At 66.1% G+C, this 19664-nt stretch carries 21 protein-coding genes; 17 read left to right on the top strand and 4 right to left on the bottom strand.

Features of this window, described 5'->3' with window-relative positions; all coding sequences use genetic code 11:
* The first annotated feature begins 17 nt into the window (after nucleotides 1–17).
* The 4 genes from OIE68_RS29550 to OIE68_RS29535 are packed head-to-tail and all read left to right on the top strand — an operon-like array spanning nucleotide 18 to nucleotide 3024.
* The gene (locus tag OIE68_RS29550) at nucleotides 18–944 is read left to right on the top strand and encodes a bifunctional MaoC family dehydratase N-terminal/OB-fold nucleic acid binding domain-containing protein (protein WP_327101845.1); all 927 of its coding nucleotides are present in this window, start codon (nucleotides 18–20) and stop codon (nucleotides 942–944) included.
* Nucleotides 941–1351: a MaoC family dehydratase gene (locus OIE68_RS29545; RefSeq protein ID WP_327094318.1), complete on the top strand. Its 411-nt coding sequence runs from the start codon at nucleotides 941–943 to the stop codon at nucleotides 1349–1351. Before OIE68_RS29550 ends, OIE68_RS29545 begins: the two co-directional genes overlap by 4 nt.
* The gene (locus tag OIE68_RS29540) at nucleotides 1351–2538 is read left to right on the top strand and encodes a lipid-transfer protein (protein WP_327094317.1); all 1188 of its coding nucleotides are present in this window, start codon (nucleotides 1351–1353) and stop codon (nucleotides 2536–2538) included. Before OIE68_RS29545 ends, OIE68_RS29540 begins: the two co-directional genes overlap by 1 nt.
* Before the next feature lie 45 nt (nucleotides 2539–2583).
* Entirely contained in the window at nucleotides 2584–3024 is a 441-nt protein-coding gene (locus OIE68_RS29535) for an NUDIX domain-containing protein (RefSeq protein ID WP_327094316.1), read from the top strand.
* Here OIE68_RS29535 and OIE68_RS29530 read toward each other — a convergent pair.
* Nucleotides 2997–3611, bottom strand: a complete 615-nt coding sequence (locus tag OIE68_RS29530) for a TetR/AcrR family transcriptional regulator (protein WP_327094315.1) — start codon at nucleotides 3609–3611, stop codon at nucleotides 2997–2999. The two genes, OIE68_RS29535 and OIE68_RS29530, sit on opposite strands and share 28 nt — an antisense overlap.
* 40 nt (nucleotides 3612–3651) lie before the next feature.
* On the opposite strand from OIE68_RS29530, the gene zapE reads away from it, so the two are divergent.
* The 6 genes from zapE (at nucleotide 3652) to OIE68_RS29500 (ending at nucleotide 9194) form a co-directional block, all read left to right on the top strand.
* The gene (zapE, locus tag OIE68_RS29525; RefSeq protein WP_327094314.1) at nucleotides 3652–4605 is read left to right on the top strand and encodes a cell division protein ZapE; all 954 of its coding nucleotides are present in this window, start codon (nucleotides 3652–3654) and stop codon (nucleotides 4603–4605) included.
* A 138-nt stretch (nucleotides 4606–4743) separates the two neighbouring features.
* Nucleotides 4744–5691, top strand: coding sequence for a DUF4129 domain-containing protein (locus tag OIE68_RS29520; RefSeq protein WP_327094313.1), 948 nt, complete (start codon nucleotides 4744–4746; stop codon nucleotides 5689–5691).
* Complete coding sequence (locus tag OIE68_RS29515; RefSeq protein WP_327094312.1) at nucleotides 5688–6182, top strand: hypothetical protein; 495 nt, start codon at nucleotides 5688–5690, stop codon at nucleotides 6180–6182. The genes OIE68_RS29520 and OIE68_RS29515 overlap by 4 nt, the downstream gene beginning before the upstream one ends.
* A 198-nt stretch (nucleotides 6183–6380) precedes the next feature.
* Entirely contained in the window at nucleotides 6381–7343 is a 963-nt protein-coding gene (locus tag OIE68_RS29510) for a MoxR family ATPase (protein WP_327094311.1), read from the top strand.
* Nucleotides 7344–7455: 112 nt separating this feature from the next.
* The gene (locus OIE68_RS29505) at nucleotides 7456–8742 is read left to right on the top strand and encodes a DUF58 domain-containing protein (protein WP_327101844.1); all 1287 of its coding nucleotides are present in this window, start codon (nucleotides 7456–7458) and stop codon (nucleotides 8740–8742) included.
* A complete protein-coding gene (locus OIE68_RS29500) occupies nucleotides 8739–9194 on the top strand; it encodes a hypothetical protein (RefSeq protein WP_327094310.1) in 456 nt (151 codons plus the stop codon). Before OIE68_RS29505 ends, OIE68_RS29500 begins: the two co-directional genes overlap by 4 nt.
* 27 nt (nucleotides 9195–9221) lie before the next feature.
* Here the strand turns inward: OIE68_RS29500 and OIE68_RS29495 are convergent, their stop codons facing one another.
* From OIE68_RS29495 to kstD, 3 genes are all read right to left on the bottom strand, one after another.
* Nucleotides 9222–9560, bottom strand: coding sequence for a substrate-binding domain-containing protein (locus tag OIE68_RS29495; protein WP_327094309.1), 339 nt, complete (start codon nucleotides 9558–9560; stop codon nucleotides 9222–9224).
* Between the two features lie 28 nt (nucleotides 9561–9588).
* Entirely contained in the window at nucleotides 9589–10449 is an 861-nt protein-coding gene (locus OIE68_RS29490) for a MaoC family dehydratase (protein ID WP_327094308.1), read from the bottom strand.
* 167 nt (nucleotides 10450–10616) lie between these two features.
* A complete protein-coding gene (kstD, locus tag OIE68_RS29485) occupies nucleotides 10617–12326 on the bottom strand; it encodes a 3-oxosteroid 1-dehydrogenase (RefSeq protein ID WP_327094307.1) in 1710 nt (569 codons plus the stop codon).
* Nucleotides 12327–12515: 189 nt separating this feature from the next.
* Here kstD and OIE68_RS29480 point away from each other — a divergent pair, with 189 nt between their 5' ends.
* The 7 genes from OIE68_RS29480 to OIE68_RS29450 all read left to right on the top strand — a co-directional run bounded on the left by OIE68_RS29480 (nucleotide 12516) and on the right by OIE68_RS29450 (nucleotide 19660).
* On the top strand, nucleotides 12516–14180 hold the full coding sequence (locus OIE68_RS29480; protein WP_327094306.1) for an FAD-binding protein: 1665 nt from the start codon (nucleotides 12516–12518) through the stop codon (nucleotides 14178–14180).
* 1 nt (nucleotide 14181) lies between these two features.
* Entirely contained in the window at nucleotides 14182–14967 is a 786-nt protein-coding gene (locus OIE68_RS29475; protein WP_327094305.1) for a 2-keto-4-pentenoate hydratase, read from the top strand.
* A 10-nt stretch (nucleotides 14968–14977) separates the two neighbouring features.
* Nucleotides 14978–15892, top strand: coding sequence for an acetaldehyde dehydrogenase (acetylating) (locus tag OIE68_RS29470; protein ID WP_327094304.1), 915 nt, complete (start codon nucleotides 14978–14980; stop codon nucleotides 15890–15892).
* A gap of 12 nt (nucleotides 15893–15904) precedes the next feature.
* Nucleotides 15905–16939, top strand: a complete 1035-nt coding sequence (gene dmpG, locus OIE68_RS29465) for a 4-hydroxy-2-oxovalerate aldolase (protein WP_327094303.1) — start codon at nucleotides 15905–15907, stop codon at nucleotides 16937–16939.
* A gap of 244 nt (nucleotides 16940–17183) precedes the next feature.
* Entirely contained in the window at nucleotides 17184–18194 is a 1011-nt protein-coding gene (locus OIE68_RS29460; RefSeq protein ID WP_327094302.1) for a hypothetical protein, read from the top strand.
* Nucleotides 18179–19162: a hypothetical protein gene (locus OIE68_RS29455; RefSeq protein ID WP_327094301.1), complete on the top strand. Its 984-nt coding sequence runs from the start codon at nucleotides 18179–18181 to the stop codon at nucleotides 19160–19162. The genes OIE68_RS29460 and OIE68_RS29455 overlap by 16 nt, the downstream gene beginning before the upstream one ends.
* A 12-nt stretch (nucleotides 19163–19174) precedes the next feature.
* The gene (locus tag OIE68_RS29450) at nucleotides 19175–19660 is read left to right on the top strand and encodes a hypothetical protein (RefSeq protein WP_327094300.1); all 486 of its coding nucleotides are present in this window, start codon (nucleotides 19175–19177) and stop codon (nucleotides 19658–19660) included.
* Nucleotides 19661–19664: the final 4 nt, after the last annotated feature.

Here is a 19664-nt window from a genome sequence, read left to right as displayed (position 1 = left end):
CGCGCGTGCCGGAAACCATGACTCCGGAAGCGATTACCGAAGCCGCCGAGAAGATCATCGCGGCGGGTGATTGCGCGCCACGCCTCGGGCGTGACCCGGTGAACCAGCCGATGATCAACAACTGGGTGGAGGCGCTCGGGGATCGGAATCCGATCTACGTCGACGAGGATGCCGCGCGTGCCGCCGGACATCCCGGCACCGTGGCGCCGCCCGCCATGATCCAGGTCTGGACCATGCTCGGGCTCAATGGTTCCCGCGCGGCGGACGATCCTACGAACCAGGTCATCGAGCTGTTGGACAGCGCGGGCTTCACCTCGGTGGTCGCGACCGACTGTCAGCAGACCTACCACCGATACCTGAATGTCGGTGAGCAAGTGGCGGTGACCAGCAGGCTGTGCGATATCCGCGGCCCGAAGCGGACCGCGCTCGGTGAAGGGTGGTTCATCACCTTCCAGATCAGTTGGCAGGTGGGCGACGAGGTGGTCGCCGAAATGCTCTGGCGGATGCTGAAATTCGCGCCCGGTACCGGCACCGCCCCGAAAGCGCCCACGGGCGACCGGGTCAAACCGCTGGTTTCCTGGGATACCGAATTCTTCTGGGAGGGCACCAAGGTCGGGGAGCTGCGGATCCAGCGGCTGCCGGACGGCACACTGCGGCATCCGCCGATTCCGGCACTGTGGCAGGACAAGTCGGAGCAGACCGACTATGTCGTCGCCTCCGGGCGCGGTGAAGTGTTCAGTTACGTCGTACATCACGCGCCGAAAGTGCCTGGGCGGCAACTGCCTTTCGTGGTAGCGCTGGTCGAATTGGAAGAGGGTGTGCGCATGCTCGGTGAATTGCGCGGCGTCGATCCGGCCGAGGTGAAGATCGGCCTGCCGGTGCAGGTCGAGTTCGAGAAGCTCGACGACGAAGCCGTGCTGCCGGTTTGGCGGGTGATCGCATGACCTACGTCGAACCGGCCACGATCGAGGTCGGCACCGCGCTGCCCGAGTTGGTCATTACCGCCGATCCGACCTTCGTGATCAGTACGGCCTTGGCCACCAGGGACTTTCAGGATGTGCACCACGACAGGGACAAGGCGGTCGCCCGCGGTTCCAAGGACATCTTCGTAAATATCCTCACCGATACCGGGCTGGTGCAGCGCTACGTCACCGACTGGGCCGGACCACGCGCTATCGTCAAATCGGTCGCGCTGCGCCTGGGCGTACCGCTGTATGCCGGTGACACCCTGACACTTTCCGGCACCGTCTCCGCGATCCACGGCGACGACATCCATATCGATGTCGTCGGCCGCGACAGCCTCGGTGACCACATCACGGCGAAAGCCGTTATCGCACTGCGGAGGCCATGATGACCGCTGACAGCACCACCGGGATTTCCGGCCGCGCCGCCATTGTCGGCATCGGCGCCACCGACTTCTCCAAGGACTCCGGCCGCAGCGAATTGCGCTTGGCCGCCGAGGCGGTCACCGCAGCGCTCGCCGACGCGGGCCTCACACCCGCCGATGTGGACGGCCTGACCACCTTCACCATGGATACCAATACCCAGGCGGCCGTGGCACGCGCTGTCGGTATCTCGCAGCTGAAGTTCTTCAGCCACATCGGATATGGCGGCGGTGCGGCCTGCGCCACCATTCAACAGGCCGCCATGGCGGTCGCCACCGGCGTCGCCGATGTGGTTGTCGCCTATCGCGCCTTCAACGAGCGTTCGGTATCGCGCTTCGGCCAGTTCTCCACCGCGCTGGCCACCGCGCCGACCTCCTCGGGCATCGATGCGGGCTGGTCCTATCCACAGGGGTTGGGGACACCGGCCGCGCAGGTGGCCATGGTCGCCCGCAGGTATATGCACGTCTACGGCGCGACGAGCGCGGACTTCGGCCGCGTCGCCGTCGCCGACCGCAAACATGCCGCGGTGAATCCGGCCGCCTTCTTCTACGGCAAGCCGATCACCCTGGAAGATCACCAGAATTCGCGCTGGATCGCCGAACCGCTGCATCTGCTCGACTGCTGCCAGGAGTCCGACGGCGGTGTCGCGATCGTGGTCACCAGCGCCGAGCGGGCCCGGGATCTGCCGCAGCGTTCGGCCGTAATCGCCGCTGCCGCACAGGGTTCCGGTGCGGACCAATATGTAATGACGAGCTACTACCGCGATGCCCTCACCGGTCTGCCGGAGATGGGTCTGGTCGGTGATCAGCTCTGGGAGCAGAGTGGTCTGCGTCCGGAGGATATGCAGGCCGCCATCCTCTACGACCACTTCACTCCGTTCGTCCTCATGCAATTGGAGGAACTCGGTTTCTGCGGACGCGGCGAGGCAAAGGATTTCATTGCCGACGGCGCGATCGAAGTCGGTGGCCGCCTGCCGCTCAATACCCACGGCGGACAGCTGGGCGAGGCCTATATCCACGGCATGAACGGGATTGCCGAGGCGGTCCGGCAGATCCGCGGCACCTCCGTAAACCCGGTGGCGAACCTCGAGAACATCCTGGTTACCGCGGGCACGGGAGTCCCGACCTCGGGGCTGGTGCTCAGCGCGAACTGACGACTTCGGCGTAGGTTGGAGCGGCGCAGGAGTGGGAGGAGTCCGATGGCCGAGCGACATCTTGTCGACGTGCACATCTTGCTCGTGCGCGACGGTGAGCTGTTGCTCAGCAAGCGGCGCAGTGCGGACGAGTTCGATGGGCTGTGGCATCTGCCTGCGGGAAAGCTGGAGTCCGGCGAGTCCGCGACCGCTGCTGCCGCGCGTGAGGCGGGGGAGGAGATCGGGGTTGTCATCGACCCGGCGGATCTGCGGCTGATTCATACCGCGCACGTGATCGGCTCCGGGCGGGAAGCCCGGCTCGGGCTGTTCTTCCATGCACTGCGCTGGGCGGGTGAGCCGATGAATCGGGAGCCGGATAAAAGCTATGGGCTGCAATGGTTTTCGCTCGACACGCTGCCGGAAGAGTCGCTGATCCGCTATTCCGCTGCCGGAATCCGTGGGTTCACGACCGGCACGCCTTATAGCGAGTGGGGCTGGGTGAGATAGCGGGACAGCACGGCCGCGAGTTGGTCGGTGCTGCCCCGGGTACCTGCCGGAATGTGCGCCCGCGCGCCCGCGAATCTATCGAAGACCGCACCTTCGACCACCGCGATGAAGTCGGCGGCGGCCGCATCGGGATCGAGAAAATCCAAGGCGTGGAATAGTTCTCGCGCTCGCTCGGTCGAGAACAGGCTGTGCGTGAGCCGTCGGTGCAGTTCCGGATCGCCGAGCAGATCGATGATCAGCGCATGCCGGACGATCAGGTGATGGCGACGATCGACGAGTAGGCGGTCGAGCCAACTGGCTATGGCCTTCGCGATGTCATCGGGGTCGAGGGATGGCGACGAGGCGAGTTCTGCGGCGGCGAAGTCGTCGCGGGAGCGGGTGGTGATCCGGTCCGCGATCGCCTCGATGAGCGCGCGTTTGGTGCGGAAGTAATAGGAGGCCGACCCGCCGGGCAGCTCGAGGGCGGTATCGAGGGCGCGGTGGGTGAGCGCTCGAATGCCCTGGGTGGCAATCACATCGATGGCGGCGTCGACGAGTGCCGCGCGTCGGTCGGTTGTGGACATCATCACCTTCTCTGGCGGCCGCATCTCCTGATCCTCTACAACTGTAGAGGATCAGGAGGGTGTCATGGAAGACAACGTCACGCTGGATGCCGACCAGCTCCGGGCTCGCGCGCGCCTGCTCGAACTGCTCGACCGGCACGGCAGGCCGATGAAGCGGCATCGTGGCATCTACCTGCACGGCAGACCCGGTCGCGGCAAAACCATGCTGATGGACGACTTCTTCGCAGGCATAGCGTCTCACCGCAAGCGCCGCTTCCACTTCCACAATTTCTTCGCCCGATTGCACACCGCGGCACACGAATCGGGCTCCATCGACAAGGCCATCGACAACTTGCTCGGCCATGCCGAACTGGTCTGCTTCGACGAATTCCACGTGCACGATATCGGCGATGCCATGCTGATCGCCCGCATGCTCGACGCCCTGTTCGCCCGCCGCATCGTCCTGGTGGTGACCTCGAATTACCCGCCGGAGCAGCTGCTGCCCAACCCGCTGTTCCACGACCGCTTCCTACCGACCATCGCGCGCATCCTGGCGCATCTGGATATCGTCTCGGTCGACGGTCCACTCGACTACCGCACCCGCGCCGCACACAGCGGCACGGGCTTCGCCTCCGGCTGTTACCGCATCGACGACGCGAGAGACGTCGACACCTCGGAAATTGTTGTCTCGGGTGCCCGAGAGATCCATGCCAGCGCTGTCGACGGCTCCGCCATCACTTTCGACTTCGCCGCCCTGTGCGGCACCGCCACCGCCGCCTCGGACTACGTCGAACTCGCACACCGCTTTCGCCGATGGACCTTGCGCGACGTCCCACCTCTGCGCGAGGTCCCGCCCGACTGGGCCATGCGCTTCGTCAATCTGGTCGACGTGCTCTACGACGCGGATCTCGAACTCACGCTCGAGGCTCGCACCGCACTCGCTGACCTGGTGGCCGACGTCCCCGCCGTCCCCGACCTGGCACGGACCGCAAGCCGCCTGAGTGAACTCCGTCAGCCCGAATCCGCCGTGCTCCGCTAGCTGCGCTACCCGCAAAAATGTACGGCCGGTTACGGATAAAAAGGAGGCGATCCTAAGTATTCGATTCACTCCCGAGCGGACCACTCGGCATGTAACTATGTGCCTGTTCAGAGCTGTACTCAGATGTGGTGGTAGCAAGTGGCCAGGGCGGGAGCGCCGATATGGCGCGTGATCGTGCTGATCACGCTACTGGCGTGTGCCGCGATCGCGCTGCGCGGCCACATTCCCGGGGCCCATGATTCCGGCGATCACCGCGCGGTGCCATCTGCTATTTCGGTGGTACTGATGCCGGTACTGCTCACGGTATCGGTGGTGATCCTGATCGCCGGGGTGATAGCCAGCCAGCATCGACTGCCGCTGGCCATGCCGGAGGTGGATCGTGATTCCGAGCGCAGACATGGACTGCTCGGCCGTACCGGCCTACTGGTGCTGGCCGCGCTGGCGGTCGTTTCCTTGATCGTCGCGGCGGCGTCGGCAGTCTTCTTCGTCGGATTCGGTCGCGAGGGTGAGCCGGCGCCGTCATCGGGGCCGCGCGGTACCACCAGCCGCACCCCGCAGGAGGCGGTCACCGCCCCCGCGACACCCGACAGCGCGCCTACGCAGCACCTCACCGGGACAGCGCTACTGGTGGCCATTGTCGCCGCCTCCGTGCTGGTCGGCGGGGCATTGATCGGGCTGATCGTGGTCGCGGTGGCGGGGCAGCGCAAGCCGCGTGTGGTGCCGGTCCCGGCGCCGCCGGCTGCGCCGACGGTCGCGGGTTCGCTGGCCAGGGCGGCCGAGATGGGTCTGGCCGCCATGAATGTGCCCGGTCAGGATCCGCGCGAGGCCATCATCGCCTGTTACGTCGCGATGGAACACGGGCTGTCCTTCGATCGCGCCGCCGCCCCACTTGCTTCGGATACCCCTATGGAGGTGCTGGCCCGCGCCTTCGAGCGCGGCGCACTGCACGACGCGTCGGCCAGGGAATTGGTCGCGCTCTTCGAGGAGGCCAGGTTCAGTCCGCATTCGATGCTGGCGTGGCAGCGCATGCGGGCCGAACAACTACTGCGTATCGTGCTGGCCGATCTGCAAGGGGAGATGGTATGAACCGCGCGATCGTGATCGGTGCGCTGATCCTCATCGTGCTGATCGAGCTCATCACCCTCGGCAAGGCCCGCGGCGCATTGCTCATCGCCGCCGGAGTTCCGGTGGCGCTGGCCATGATTCAGCTCATCTGGTCGTTGACCGGCCGTTCGGCCATCAAAACCGATGCCGGATCCGACGATATCGACAACGGTCCCGCCGAGATGCTGCGGCACTGGCATGCCAGAGCGGAGATGCTCGCCGATCGCGCGGACGGCACCAGGGCCGACTGGGATCGGCATCTGCGTCCGCTGCTGGCCAAGGAGTTCGAGTTGTCCACCGGCCTGCGGGTCGCGAAGAACCGCAAGGCGACCGAGGCCGCCGGAATTTTGCAGTTCGGCCCGGAGCTGTGGCGCTGGGTCGATCCGGCCAACTCGGCACTGCGGGATCAGACGACTCCCGCACCGGGGCGGGCGGCGCTGGACGAAATCCTGCGCTGCTTGCAGAAGATGTAACTGACCCGGCATGAGCGAACGCAGTGAGCGAATCATGACACAGCGCGCAACGCGCATGCCGGAGCCGAGCGCCAGCGAGGCGCAGGCATGAGCGGTCAGGCCCGGAGGAGGCAGCTTGCGTAACCATGTAGGGCCCCGATCATGCCAAATTGAATACGGCCTTAGGAGAATGGGTTTGAGGCAAGTGCGAGTAGACATATGACGATGCCGATGGACACGACCATCCAGCGCAGCGAGGCGGTGCTCCGGGAACTGTCCCGGGTGATCGTCGGCAAGCGGGATGAGTTGCAGCTGATCATGATCGCCGTACTTGCCGGCGGTCACATCCTGATCGAGGATCTGCCCGGCCTCGGCAAGACGCTCATCGCCAGGTCCTTCGCCGCCGCGCTCGGCCTGGACTTCACCCGCGTGCAATTCACGCCCGACCTGCTCCCCGCCGACCTGCTCGGCTCCACCATCTACGACATGTCCACGGGCCGGTTCAATTTCCGGCGCGGACCGGTCTTCACCAATGTGCTGCTGGCCGACGAGATCAACCGCACCCCACCGAAGACCCAGGCCGCGCTGCTGGAGGCGATGGCCGAGGGCCAGGTCAGCATCGACGGCGAAACCTTCCAACTGCCCCAGCCTTTCGTCGTGCTCGCCACCGATAACCCGATCGAATACGAGGGCACCTATCCGCTGCCGGAGGCGCAGCTGGACCGGTTCGCCATGCAACTGCGGCTGGGCTATCTGTCCGAGAACGACGAACGCCAGATGATCCGCCGCCGCTTGGAGCGCGGTTCGGCGACACCACAGGTGGTTCAGGTGGTGGATGCGAACGGCCTGTTGGAGATGCGGCAGTCCGTCGAATTCGTCACGGTGCATCCGGATGTGGTCAGCTATGTGGTCGCGCTGGCGGGTGCGACGCGTGCGCATGCGCAGGTCGAGGTGGGTGCGAGTCCACGCGCCGAACTGGATCTGGTGCAGATGTCGCGGGCCCGTGCGCTGCTGCTCGGGCGCGACTATGTGATTCCGGAAGACGTCAAGGCGCTCGCCGTTCCGGCCATGGCGCACCGGATCACCTTGCGGCCCGAGATGTGGGTGCGCCGGATCCGCGGCGAGGACGTGATCACCGAATTGCTGCGCCGTCTGCCGGTTCCGCGCGCGTCGGTGACATGACCCGGTGGGAAAGGGCATGACCCAGCCGGATACCACCGCCGCCGCACCCGTCATCCAGGGGATCGCGGCGGCCAATGCCGCAGCGGCGCGACCACCGACCCGGGACGAGCCGATGGCGGGTGGGGCGCGGCATCGGGATATGAGCGCCGCCGTCGAGGCCGAATTGCGCTGGCGTCCAGCGCCCTTGGTGTTCATGCTGGCGGTGGCCGCGGCCGTGGCGCTGCTACTCGCGGTGGTGCTCGGCCGCTGGCAGTTGGTCGTATTCGCGGCTCCGCTGCTCGGTGTGCTCGCCACCGCGCCGTGGCAGCAGTCGAAGACCCGGATCCAGGTGGACGGTGGCGGCACGCTGCGGTGTTTCGAGACGGAGGAGGTCGTGATGACGATCGGTGCCTTCGTAGAATCGGGTCACGCGTTGCTTCGGTTGAAACCGGAGAAGTTCGCGGGACTCGGGATCGACATCGAGGAGGCGAGCGATTCCGGGACGGCGCCCGCCGGGCTGCGGCTGGCTCTGACGGCGGACCGCTGGGGTCGCTATCCGCTGTCGGTGCGGGTCACCGCGCAGAGCCCGGCGGGACTGTCCGTGGCCTCCGCGGTGCTGCCCGCGGGGCAACTGTTCGTCTACCCGATCACCGACCCTCAGCGAATGAAGTTGCCGCGCACCGAACTTCCCGAACGGCTCGGCACCCACCTCACCCGCAAGCACGGTCCCGGAGTGGAGTACGCCGATATCCGCGCCTACGCGCCCGGTGATCAGCTTCGCATCGTGAACTGGCCGGTGAGTGCGCGGCGCGGGCGACTATATGTCACCGAGCGGCTGACGAACCGATCCGCGGATGTGGTTGTGCTGGTGGATACTTCGCAGCAGGCGCCGGGTCCGGCCACCGATTCGCTCGAGCTGTCGGTGCGCGGTGCGGCACAGGTGGTGCAGTCGACGCTGCAGGCCGGTGACCGCACCGCGGTGGTCTGCCTCGGCCAGTCACCGCGCTGGCTGCGCCCCGATATCGGGCGGCGGCAGTTCTATCGGATCGTGGATACCGTGCTGGACGTCGGCGATGAGCACATTCCGACCACCGGCACCTTGGCGCCGCATGCGGCCGTGCCACTCGGTGCGATCATCGTCGCCTTCTCCACACTGCTGGACACCCAGTTCGCGCTCGCGCTGATCGATCTGCGCAAGCGCGGACACGTAGTGGTGGTCGTGGATGTCTTGCGCGGCACCCCCTTCCACGAACATCTCGATCCGACCCTGGCGCGGATGTGGAATCTGGAGCGCGCCTCGATGTATCGGGATATGGGAACCGTCGGCGTCGATATCGTGGCCTGGACCGAAGACGCCCGACTGGATCAGGTCATGCGATTGATCCCCGACCATCGCCGAACCGTAAGGGTGCGCCGATGATTCGATTCCTCGCCATTCTGTCCGGGGTCCTACTGGTGACCTCGGTGACGCTGATGACGCCATGGGCCGGGATTCCGGCGGTGGCGCTGGTGGTAGCGGGCTGGTGGTTCCGGCTGCCCGCGGTCGGCGCGGTGCTCCTCGCGATCGGAGTGCTTGCCGTAGCGGACACGGGCGTACTGGCCGCTGCCGCAGCAGGTTTGGTGGCTACGGCTTATCTGCTGAATACCGCGACCGTGTCCGCGCCGGTTGGTGTTGTACCGACCACGGTGCCTTCCGTCACCGGTGCGGTGGCATTTTCTGCGGTGGCTGTGGGCGCGGCGCTGCTTCCATTGCGCTTGGCATGGGTCCCGATCGCCGCCCCGATCCTGGTGATCCTGCTGTACGCCCTGGTAATCCAGGGCGTCGCAATCAAACGGGCACGCAGCAACGAGACCGCGACCGCGCCCAGTTGAAGCCATGGTCGCAATCCCGGTCCACTCTCATGTGGATGCACGCTGAACGAGCCGCGGGATGATCGGCACGAAGGTCGGCTGGGAGTCGTCGCCGGACAAGCCGGCGACGACTGCCTGGGCGTGTTGCTTGCCGACTTGATGCAGGTCGAAGTGGACCGTGGTGAGCGGTGGCGTCGACAGCCGCGCGGTGGGGATGTCATCGGCTCCGATCACCGCGAGGTTGTCGGGGGCGTCGAGGCCGGCCGCCGCGCAGGCGTCGGTGACGCTGCGCAGGCGTCCTTCGGCCATCTGTCGAAACCCGGGATGTGCCGGCATCGCGTAGCCGATGCGCCGATGCCCTCGGCTGAGCCCCGCCTTTGCTTCCACCAACGCATGGTGATCAGACGTCGGGTGCTCAGGTGAAGCGCAGGCTGACGTCGGCGAGGACGGGGGCGTCGGCGCGGTCGGCGACGGTGGCGCTGATGATGAGCTCGCCATCGGTGCGCCAGATTCGGGTGCGGATGGTTTCGCCCGGGTAGAGGACACCGGCGAAGCGGGCGCGGAAGCCGGTGACGCGGCTCGCGTCCGAATCGAGCACGGTGTCGGTGGCGGTTTTGCAGACGATGCCGTAGGTGCACAGGCCGTGCAGGATCGGGTTGGGGAAGCCTGCGGCGCGGGCGAATTCGGGATCCGAGTGCAACGGGTTGCGGTCGCCGCACATGCGGTACAGCAGGGCCTGCTGCGGGAGGGTGGGTGTGGTGACGTCGAAATCCGGGGCGCGGTCGGGGAGTTCGGCCTTGGTGCTCGGGCCGCGTTCGCCGCCGAAGCCGCCCTCACCCTTGGCGAAAATGGATGAGCGTGCGGTCCAGAGCGGTTCGCCGTCGGAGCCGGTGATCGTATGCTCCTGCACCACGACGGCGGCGGAGCCTTTATCCCAGAGTTCGGTGATGCGCCTGGTGATGGTGGCCTTGCCCGCGGCCGGAATCGGGCGGTGCACTTCGATCTCCTGGTGGCCGTGCACGACCTTGGCCAGATCGATATCGATGCCGGGGAACTGCACCTTCGGCGGCTCGGTGTCGTGGAAGGTGGGTGCCACGGTCGCGAAGGTCGGCAGCACCTGCGGGGCGCGGTCGTCGACGTAGCGTAGTTCGGCCGGATCCGTCCAGCGTCCGCCCGCCCCGAGACCCAGGTGGTACAGCTGCACTTCGGACGGTGTCCAGGCGAACTCCCCACTTGGAAGCTCCGCGCCGAGCGCGATATTCGGGTCGATGGGCATCGAGTTCTCCTTGTGAATGCTTGTGGACAGATCGCCCGAGGCATGCGGGCGACCTGTCGTGGGCGTATCCCAGCGATCCGAGGCCGCGGTGGCAACTGCTTCGGATCGATCGTGCGGCGGCCGCGCCGCGGCTGGCAAGGTGGCGTCCGCTGCGTGAGACGCCACGCCTACGCCTCGGCGGTGGCCTTGGCCGACTGCTGCTTCTTGCGCTCGGCGATATCCAGCACCGCCAGGTAGCCGAAAGTGATCGCGGGGCCGATGGTTGCGCCGGGGCCCGCGTACGTATGACCCATCACGGGGGTCGCGCTATTGCCGGAGGCGTACAGACCCTCGATCACGGTGCCGTCCTCGCGCAGGACCCGCCCGGCGGTGTCGGCGACCAGGCCGCCCTTGGTGCCGAGGTCGCCCGGCACGATCTTGGCCGCGTAGAACGGACCCTGCACGAGCCCGGCAAGGCACGGGTTCGGCTTCACGGTCGGATCGCCGTAGTACCGGTCGTAGTGGCTGTTGCCGCGGCCGAAATCCTCATCCTTGCCGGTCTCGGCGAACTTGTTGAACCGCTCGACGGTCGACGTCAGATTCTCGGCGGGCACGCCGATCTTGGTAGCCAACTCCGCGAGGCTGTCGGCCTTGACAATCAGGTCGTTTTCCATCCAGCGGGACGGAAACCGCTGACCAGGCTGCAGTCCGGCGAAGATGTAGCGGTTCCGGTAGCGCTGGTCGAACACCAACCATGCGGGGATGTTCTCGCCCGGACCCTCACCCTGCCCGTATTCGCCGCCGTACATGGTGTGCACAGCCTCGACGTAAGGAGCGGACTCATTTCCGAATCGCTTACCGTCGGCGTTGACCATGATGGTGCCGGGCAGATTCCGCTCGGCCAGCGCGAACCACGGCCTTCCGCCCTTGAAGATGGTCGGCCCCCACCAGGAATCCTCCATGAAGTCGACCGCGCCGCCGACTTCCATCCCCGCATTGATGCCGTCGCCGGTATTGGCGGCCGCACCCGTGGTCCACTCGGTGGTGATGGGCTGGCGCTGGTATTTGGTGCGCATTTCGGCGTTGTGCTCGAAACCACCGCTGCCGAGCACCACACCGTATTTGGCGGTGAACCGCACGGTCTCGCCGTTGTGCTCGGCCTCGACGCCGGTGACCACGCCGTTCTCCACAATGAGTTCGGTCAGCGGAGTGTTCAGCAGCAGCGGCACATTCGCGTCGATGAGCCCCTTGCGCATGGCAGCGATAATCGCCTGCCCCATGCCGAGAATGTGCTTACCGGTCCACTTGGCGAAGTAGGTGCGCGCGCCGACTCGCATGGCCCGCATGATGCCCTTCGGGTGGCGACGGATCAGGTTGAGCCGGACGAAGTCGGCCTGCATGACGACGACATTGAGCGGGGCCTTGGCATACGGCGGCTCCAGGTTGAACCGCTCTTCGCCGAGGGTCTTGGCATTGAACGGCGCGGGCTCGCACGAGCGGCCCTGGCCCAGGCCGCCGGGGGCCTCCGGGTAGTAGTCGGAGTAGCCGGGCACCCACTTCATCTTCAGTGGGGTGTGGTCGAGGACGAAGTCGAAGGCCTCCGCACCACGGTCGATGTACGTGTCGATCCGGTCCTTCGGCACCACATCGCCGACGATGCTGTGCAGGTAGGTGCGGGCGTCCTCTCGGTCATCGGGACGGCCGGAGGCTTTGAGCGCTTTGTTGCCAGGGATCCACACGCCACCCCCGGAGCGTGCGGTCGACCCGCCGTAGTGCGCGGCTTTCTCAATGATCACCGCGCTCAGCCCGTGGTGGGCAGCGGCGAGGGCGGCGGTCATCCCGGCGGCACCGCTGCCGACCACCACCACATCGTATTCCCGATCAGTCATGTAGAACACGTTATAGAATGGGACCGCATTTGGTCTATGTTGAGTGGCAGAAGACGCGCTCGACGTTCCATTCGTCGAGAAAACTTGTTTCAGTTTCTGACCGGAGTGGTGTACATGGGCAGTGTTGTGTCGAGCGACCTGCAAGCAGTCGCTAGCGGCGTTGTGTCGAGCGACCTGCAAGCAGTCGCTAGCGGCGTTGTGTCGAGCGACCTGCAAGCAATCGCCGGCGGCGAATGGGACCTGACCGCCGACGTAGTCGTCGTCGGCTACGGCGCAGCGGGGGCCGCGGCCGCGCTGGAAGCGACCGAGGCGGGTGCGCAGGTGCTGGTGCTGGAGCGTTTCGCCGGTGGCGGGGCGTCGGCGTTGTCCGGCGGCATCATCTACGCGGGCGGCGGCACCTCGGTGCAGCACGAGGCCGGGGTGCGCGATACGCCGGAGCAGATGCTGGCATATCTCGAGCGTGAGGTCGGCACGGCGGTCACGCCCGAGACGCTGCGGCGGTTTGTGGACGAGAGTCCGGCGCTGATCGAGTGGCTGAAGGGGCACGGTGTGCCGTTCGAGGCGTCGCTGTGTCCGTACAAGACGTCGTATCCGAACGACAGCTACTACCTCTACTACTCCGGTAGTGAGGTCTCCGGTTACGGCCGCGAGGTCGCGACGCCAGCGCAGCGCGGACACCGGGTCAAGGGCAAGGGCACGTCGGGCAAGAAGCTCACCGGTCCGCTCGCCGCCTCGGCGTCGCGACGCGGGATTCGGGTGGAAACCCTCACGCAGGCAACGCGATTGATCACCGATGACAACGGCACCGTGATCGGCGTCGAATGTGAGTCACTGCGCGACGCCCCCGGGCGGGTCCGGGATCGCTACGCCCGCATGGCGAAAATCGCTGCCAAGCCGGGCATTTACTATCCGCCGCTGCGCAAGGCGATGGAGCGTCAGCTCGCGAAGCTCGATCGCCGGTACCGCACGAGAATTCGGATTCAGGCCCGTCGCGGTGTGGTGCTCAGCGCGGGCGGATTCATCGCGAATCGGGAGATGCTGCGGGAGTACGGGCCGCAATACCGCAGCGGACTCGCGCTCGGGACCACCGGTGATGACGGCAGCGGCATCCGGATGGCCGAGCGGGTCGGTGCGGCGACGGATCGGATGGGCAATATCTCGGCGTGGCGATTCATCTTGCCGCCCAGTGCCTTTACCGGTTCGGTCCTGGTCGATGCGGAGGGTCGTCGGGTCATCGATGAGACCCGCTACGGTGCCGCGGTCGGCCACGCACTGATCACCGAACACGGCGGCAAGGGTTGGCTGCTCGCCGACGACGGACTCATGCGCACCGCGATCTCACAGATTCGGACGCAGTCGGCCTGGTTCCAGCGCGGACAGTTCGAGGCGATGCGGCGCAATGCCGTGCGTGGCGAAACTCTGGATGCCGTTGCGGCGAAGGCCGGTATCAATGCCGACGGGTTGCGCGCCACCGTCGCCGAGCACAATGCCGCGATCGCGAACGGTGCGCCCGATCCGGTCGGCAAGCCCGCCGAATTCACCAAAACTGTGGGGGCCGGGCCGTTCTGGTTGCTGGATGTGGGTATCAAACCGAGCGTCGTCAATCCGTGCCCGATGCTCACCCTCGGCGGAGTCGTCGTCGATGAGGGCACCGGGGCGGTGAAATCCGCTGCAGGAACCGATATTCCCGGCCTGTACGCGGCCGGCCGGACGGCGGTCGGTATCTGCTCGGACTCCTATGTCAGTGGATTGTCCCTGGCCGACTGCATTTTCTCCGGTCGGCGTGCGGGCAGATTCGCGGCAGGCGCCGAAGTGCTTTCGCGGGCAGCGGTGCCCGAAGCGACAACAGTGGAAGGAAACTAGCGTGCTGTCCGACGCGGTACGAATCGAATTGGCCGATGAGCTCGAGGCCGCCGAACGCGATCGGGTCGGCATCGACCCGCTCATCGCCAGGCATCCCGATATCGATGTCGTCGACGCCTACGAGATCCAGCTGATCAATATCCGGCGCAAACTCGACAACGGCGCGAAGGTGGTCGGGCACAAGGTCGGACTTTCGTCGCTGGCCATGCAGCAGATGATGGGTGTGGACGAACCCGATTACGGTCATCTGCTCGCGGATATGGAGGTCTTCGAGGACGTTCCCGTCGAGACCTCGCGCTATCTGATTCCGCGAGTCGAGGTCGAGGTCGGATTCGTGCTCGGCGCGGATCTGCCCGGCGAAGAATGCACCGAGGCCGATGTGCTCGCCGCGACGGTCGCCTACGCGCCGTCTATCGAGCTGATCGATTCGCGGATCAAGGACTGGAAGATCGGACTGGCCGACACCATTTCCGATAACGCGTCCTCGGCCGGTTTCGTGCTGGGTGCGCCGCGGGTTGCGCCGAAAGAACTGGATATCAAGGCCATTGACGCCGTGCTAACCCGAAATGGTGAGGTGGTCGCGGAGGGTCGCAGCGATGCGGTGCTCGGCGATCCGGTGATCGCGGTGGCCTGGTTGGCGCGCAAGGTCGCCAGTTTCGGGGTGCGGTTGAAGGCGGGCGACATTGTGCTGCCCGGTTCCTGCACCCGTGCCATCGATGCCCGCGCGGGCGATTCGTTCCACGCCGAGTTCGCCGGACTCGGTTCTGTCCGTTTGCAATTCAAATAGGAGGCTTGCCGTGTCCGAAACGGGGACCGTCACCGCCGCGATCGTCGGATCCGGCAATATCAGCACCGATCTGCTGTACAAACTGCTGCGCTCCACCACGGTGGAACCGAAGTGGATGATCGGAATCGACCCGGAGAGCGAGGGTTTGAAGCGCGCCCGCGGGCTCGGGCTGGAAACCTCGCACGAGGGCGTGGACTGGTTGCTCGCGCAGTCGGAACTGCCGGATCTGGTATTCGAGGCGACCTCCGCATATGTGCATCGGGCGGCCGCTCCGAAATACGCCGAGGCCGGAATTCGCGCGGTCGATCTCACGCCCGCCGCGGTCGGGCCCGCCGTGGTGCCGCCGGTGAATCTGGTCGGCGCGAATCTCGATGCGCCGAACGTCAATATGATCACCTGCGGTGGTCAGGCCACCATTCCGATCGTCGCGGCGGTATCGCGCGTGGTGCCGGTGGTCTACGCCGAAATCGTCGCCTCGGTGTCGTCGGTGTCCGCCGGACCGGGCACCCGCGCCAATATCGATGAGTTCACCAAGACCACCTCGCGTGGTGTGGAGACCATCGGCGGTGCGCAGCGCGGCAAGGCCATCATCATTCTGAACCCGGCCGAACCGCCGATGATCATGCGCGACACCATCTTCTGCGCGATTCCCGAGGATGCCGATACCGATGCGATCGCGGATTCCGTCCATCGGATGGTCGCCGATATCCAGAAGTACGTGCCCGGTTACCGGCTGCTGAACGAGCCGCAATTCGACCCGCCGTCGGTGGTTTCCGGTGGGATGGCGAAGGTTTCGGTCTTCGTGGAGGTCGAGGGTGCGGGCGATTTCCTGCCGCCCTACGCGGGCAACCTCGACATCATGACCGCGGCCGCCACCCAGGTCGGCGAGGTCATGGCATCCCAGATTCTGTCGGCCCGGGTGTAAAGGAGCTCAACCATGGCATATTCCGCAGAACTCGACATCCGCGTCACCGACACGTCGCTGCGTGACGGTTCGCACCACAAGCGTCACCAGTTCACCGCCGACGATGTGCGCAACATCGTGACCGCGCTGGACGGCGCCGGTGTGCCGGTCATCGAGGTGACGCACGGCGACGGCCTCGGCGGCTCGTCGTTCAACTACGGCTTCTCGCACACTCCCGAGCAGGAGCTGGTCAAGATTGCCGCGGAGACGGCGAAGCAGGCCAAGATCGCGGTGCTCATGCTGCCCGGCGTGGGCGTCAAAGAGGACATCAAGATTTCCCAGGACAACGGTGCGTCGATCTGCCGCATCGCCACGCACTGCACCGAGGCGGACGTATCGATCCAGCACTTCGGTCTCGCGCGGGAGTTGGGGCTGGAAACCGTCGGCTTCCTGATGATGTCGCACACCCAGCCGCCGGAGGCGCTGGCCAAGCAGGCGCGCATCATGGCCGATGCCGGGTGCCAGTGTGTCTACGTGGTGGACTCCGCGGGTGCGCTTGTGCTCGAACAGGTTTCGGACCGGGTGGCGGCGCTGGTTGCCGAACTCGGTGATGACGCTCAGGTCGGCTTCCACGGCCACGAGAACCTGGATCTGGCGGTTGCCAACTCGATCTATGCGGTTCGTGCCGGTGCGAAGCAAATCGACGGCAGCGCAAGGCGATTCGGCGCTGGTGCGGGTAATACACCCGTGGAGGCGTTCGTCGGTGTCTGCGACAAGCTCGGTATCAAGACGGGTATCGATTTCTTCGCTATCGCCGACGCTGCCGAGGATGTGGTGCGGCCTGTCATGCCGCAGGAATGTCTGCTGGACCGCCAGTCGCTGATGATGGGCTATGCGGGTGTGTACTCCAGCTTCCTGAAGCATGCCGAGCGTCAGGCCGAGCGCTATGGGGTTTCGGCGGCCGAAATGCTGGTTCGGGCGGGTAAGCGCAAGTTGGTCGGTGGGCAGGAAGACCAGCTGATCGATATCGCGCTCGAACTTCAGCGTGAGGCTTCTGTCTCTGTCTGATACCTCTGCGAAACGGCCGCGACCGGTTTGGTCGCGGCCCTTTCGCGGTTATGGGGCCGCTCGACGGGTTCAGCGCCGTCGACAGTGAACATCGTCACCAAATGTTCAGTATGGCGGCGAGCGCGATGTCGCAAATCCGGTGCGTGCCCCACGCAGGCTTGTGCGAGGTACCACTGGATATGCGGCAGGTGAACATTCGAATTCGGGGGTCGCGGACGGGTGGGGGAATCAGCGATCATGAACCGTGATCTGTCCGCATTGCAATGCCAACCTGCTGCGCAAGAAGCGCGGCGGTCGGCGCTGTTCGACGTGCAAGCGGGAATTCGCGCTCGAACCGAAGGAAAGTCCGCTCGGGCTGCACGATATCCGGATCCGCAAGCTCGCCGAGCGGCTCGGTGACGGGCGCGGACTGCGGTACACGCTGGTGCAGCTCTGGTATGCGGCCGGACGCAAGAAGGTTCCGGATGCGGCGCGCGTATTCAAGCGGGTGCGTATCGGACTCGGGGTGGCCATCGTGGTGGTCGCCTTTTTCCTGATGGTGAGCGGCGCGGCGCCGCCGGGTGTGGTGTTCCCGCTCGGCGCGCTGGTTTTGGCGCTGGCCATCGTCGGAATCGGCGCGGCGCGGCCGTGGTTCCTGAGCCGGGCCACAGTGCGAATGCCGGTGTCGTACGACATCTTCCGCCGGGATGTGGTCGGTCGGTGGACGCCGATTTACGGTGGCCCGCCGCCCGGCTCGGTCGACGAGGGGCTGGTGCGGCCACCGGCCGTGGACCGGCCTCGATTCGCGGTGTTGTGCCCGGATCGCAGCGTGCTCGCCTGCCTTGCGGCCAACAATGTGTCGCAGACCTGGGCCATGGCGCTGGCCGACCGCATCGATCAACTGCCGCTGGATGTGCCGGTGATCGTGCTGCACGATGCCAGCCTGCCCGGCATTGCGCTGGCTGGGAAGGCTCGCGTCGCACTCGGGAACCGGGCCGTGGTGGTCGGCCTGTCCCCGCGTACGGTACTGGCCAATACGTCGGCGCTGCGGTTGCAGGAGCCAAAGCCGCAGGACACCGCATTTCTGCATGGTGAACCGTTATCGGCGGCGGAGATCGAATGGCTCGCCGCGGGTTGGTGGTCCCCGATCGCCGCGATTCCACCCGCGAAGCTGCTCATGGTGCTCGAACGAGCGGTCGGGCGGATCGAGGATGCGGCCGATCCGGATCGCCGCCGCGCCCGCGAGGTAGGTTTCCTCACGTGGCCGACCGGGTGAAGCAGCACATGCTCGATCGGCTGCTCCGCATCGCGGCCGACCGCGCCGCCGCCCCGATCGGAATCCGATTCACCGAGCGTCAGCTCTATTACGAGGTCTGCCGCGTACTCACACCAACGCATCGAGCGCCGCGCCGGTTCGCCCTCACGGTCCCCGCGCCACTGAGCTACGCCACATTCCGCACCGCTCTCGACCGCCAAGAGTTTCCGGGCCTACTGACCCCCACCTCACCCCGAACCACCCGCGCCGGACTCCACACCCCCGAACCCGACCTCTTCGACTACGGCCTACCCCGCCTACTCGTCTGCGAGTCCGACTCAATCGCACAAATGCTGCGCGCCAACGGATTACCCATGGAATCCGCCTGCCCGATCCTCAGCGCATCCGAACTCCCGCTCGACCCCGGCATCGCCGAAATGCTCGCCCGAGTCGACGGCACCATCTACCTCCTGCACGACGCAAGCCCCCACGGCCTCACCTTCCCAGCCCGGCTGGCAGACCTGACCGAGATTCCGGAGGGCGTACGAGTACTCCCTTTGGGCCTGCGCCCCCGTCAAGCTGGCACCCTGCACCTTACCCACCTCCGCAGCCCGATGCTGAGTGCCGTTGCCGCGCAGGTTGATCCGCGGGAGCGCGAAGCGTCTCACCGCTCAGCGTCGAGTGCTGAAACGGCGCAGGTCCAATCGAGCGAGCGCCAAGTTCTGCGCCCCGACTCGGCCTCGAGTGCTCGGGCGACGCACGTGGATTCGCGTGCGCGCGACGTGCCGCGCGCTGAGGCAGCACAGTTGGACTCATGGGAGCGCGCATGGCTACGGCGTGGCAGGTTCGTCGAAATCGAAGCGGTGCGCCCGGCATCGCTACTGCGCACCGTGCACCGCCTCGTCCGCGAGGTTCGCCCACCCCGCACCGGCCTGCCCGAACTGCGCCGCGCCCGAACGACGGGCTTCATGACTTGGCCCGCCGCATGAAAGGGAATTGCTGTGCCGGAGCATCGGCAGATTACGTATACCGATGAGTTGCTTGCTGACGGGTCTGTGCATCGGCGGTATGCCGATGGGCGTCAGGAGTGGCGGACGCGTGGGGCACAGGGGGTGGTCTCCTGGCGCGATGATCGGGGTAACTCGGGGACCGATGAGGGGCTCGGGCCGAAGATCGTGAAGCGCATGTACCACAACGGATCCGTGGTTTACGGCAGGGAAGCGGGGTTCGGGCGGACGCTCTGGGGTGACGGAGCGTTGACCGTCAATCGGTCCTCGTTCAGTGGCCGGCTCGGCGGCATTCTGGCTGCGGTGGCGGGCGGTGCGCTGCTCGGCGCGCTGGTCATGCCGCCGAGTGCGCTGAGTGCCGCGGAAGAGGAGGAGTTGCGCCGCCAGGCGGCCGCGCAGTCGTCCCGTTCCAGCGACCGGGGCGGCGATTATGGCGGTTGGGACGATGACGGCGGGGACGACGGCGGCGATTTCGGCTGAGGGA

The organism is Nocardia vinacea (assembly GCF_035920345.1).
GTDB classification, from domain to species: domain Bacteria; phylum Actinomycetota; class Actinomycetes; order Mycobacteriales; family Mycobacteriaceae; genus Nocardia; species Nocardia vinacea_A.
The sequence above is the reverse complement of the archived record's forward strand: the minus strand, read 5'-3'. Positions and strand labels throughout refer to the sequence as shown.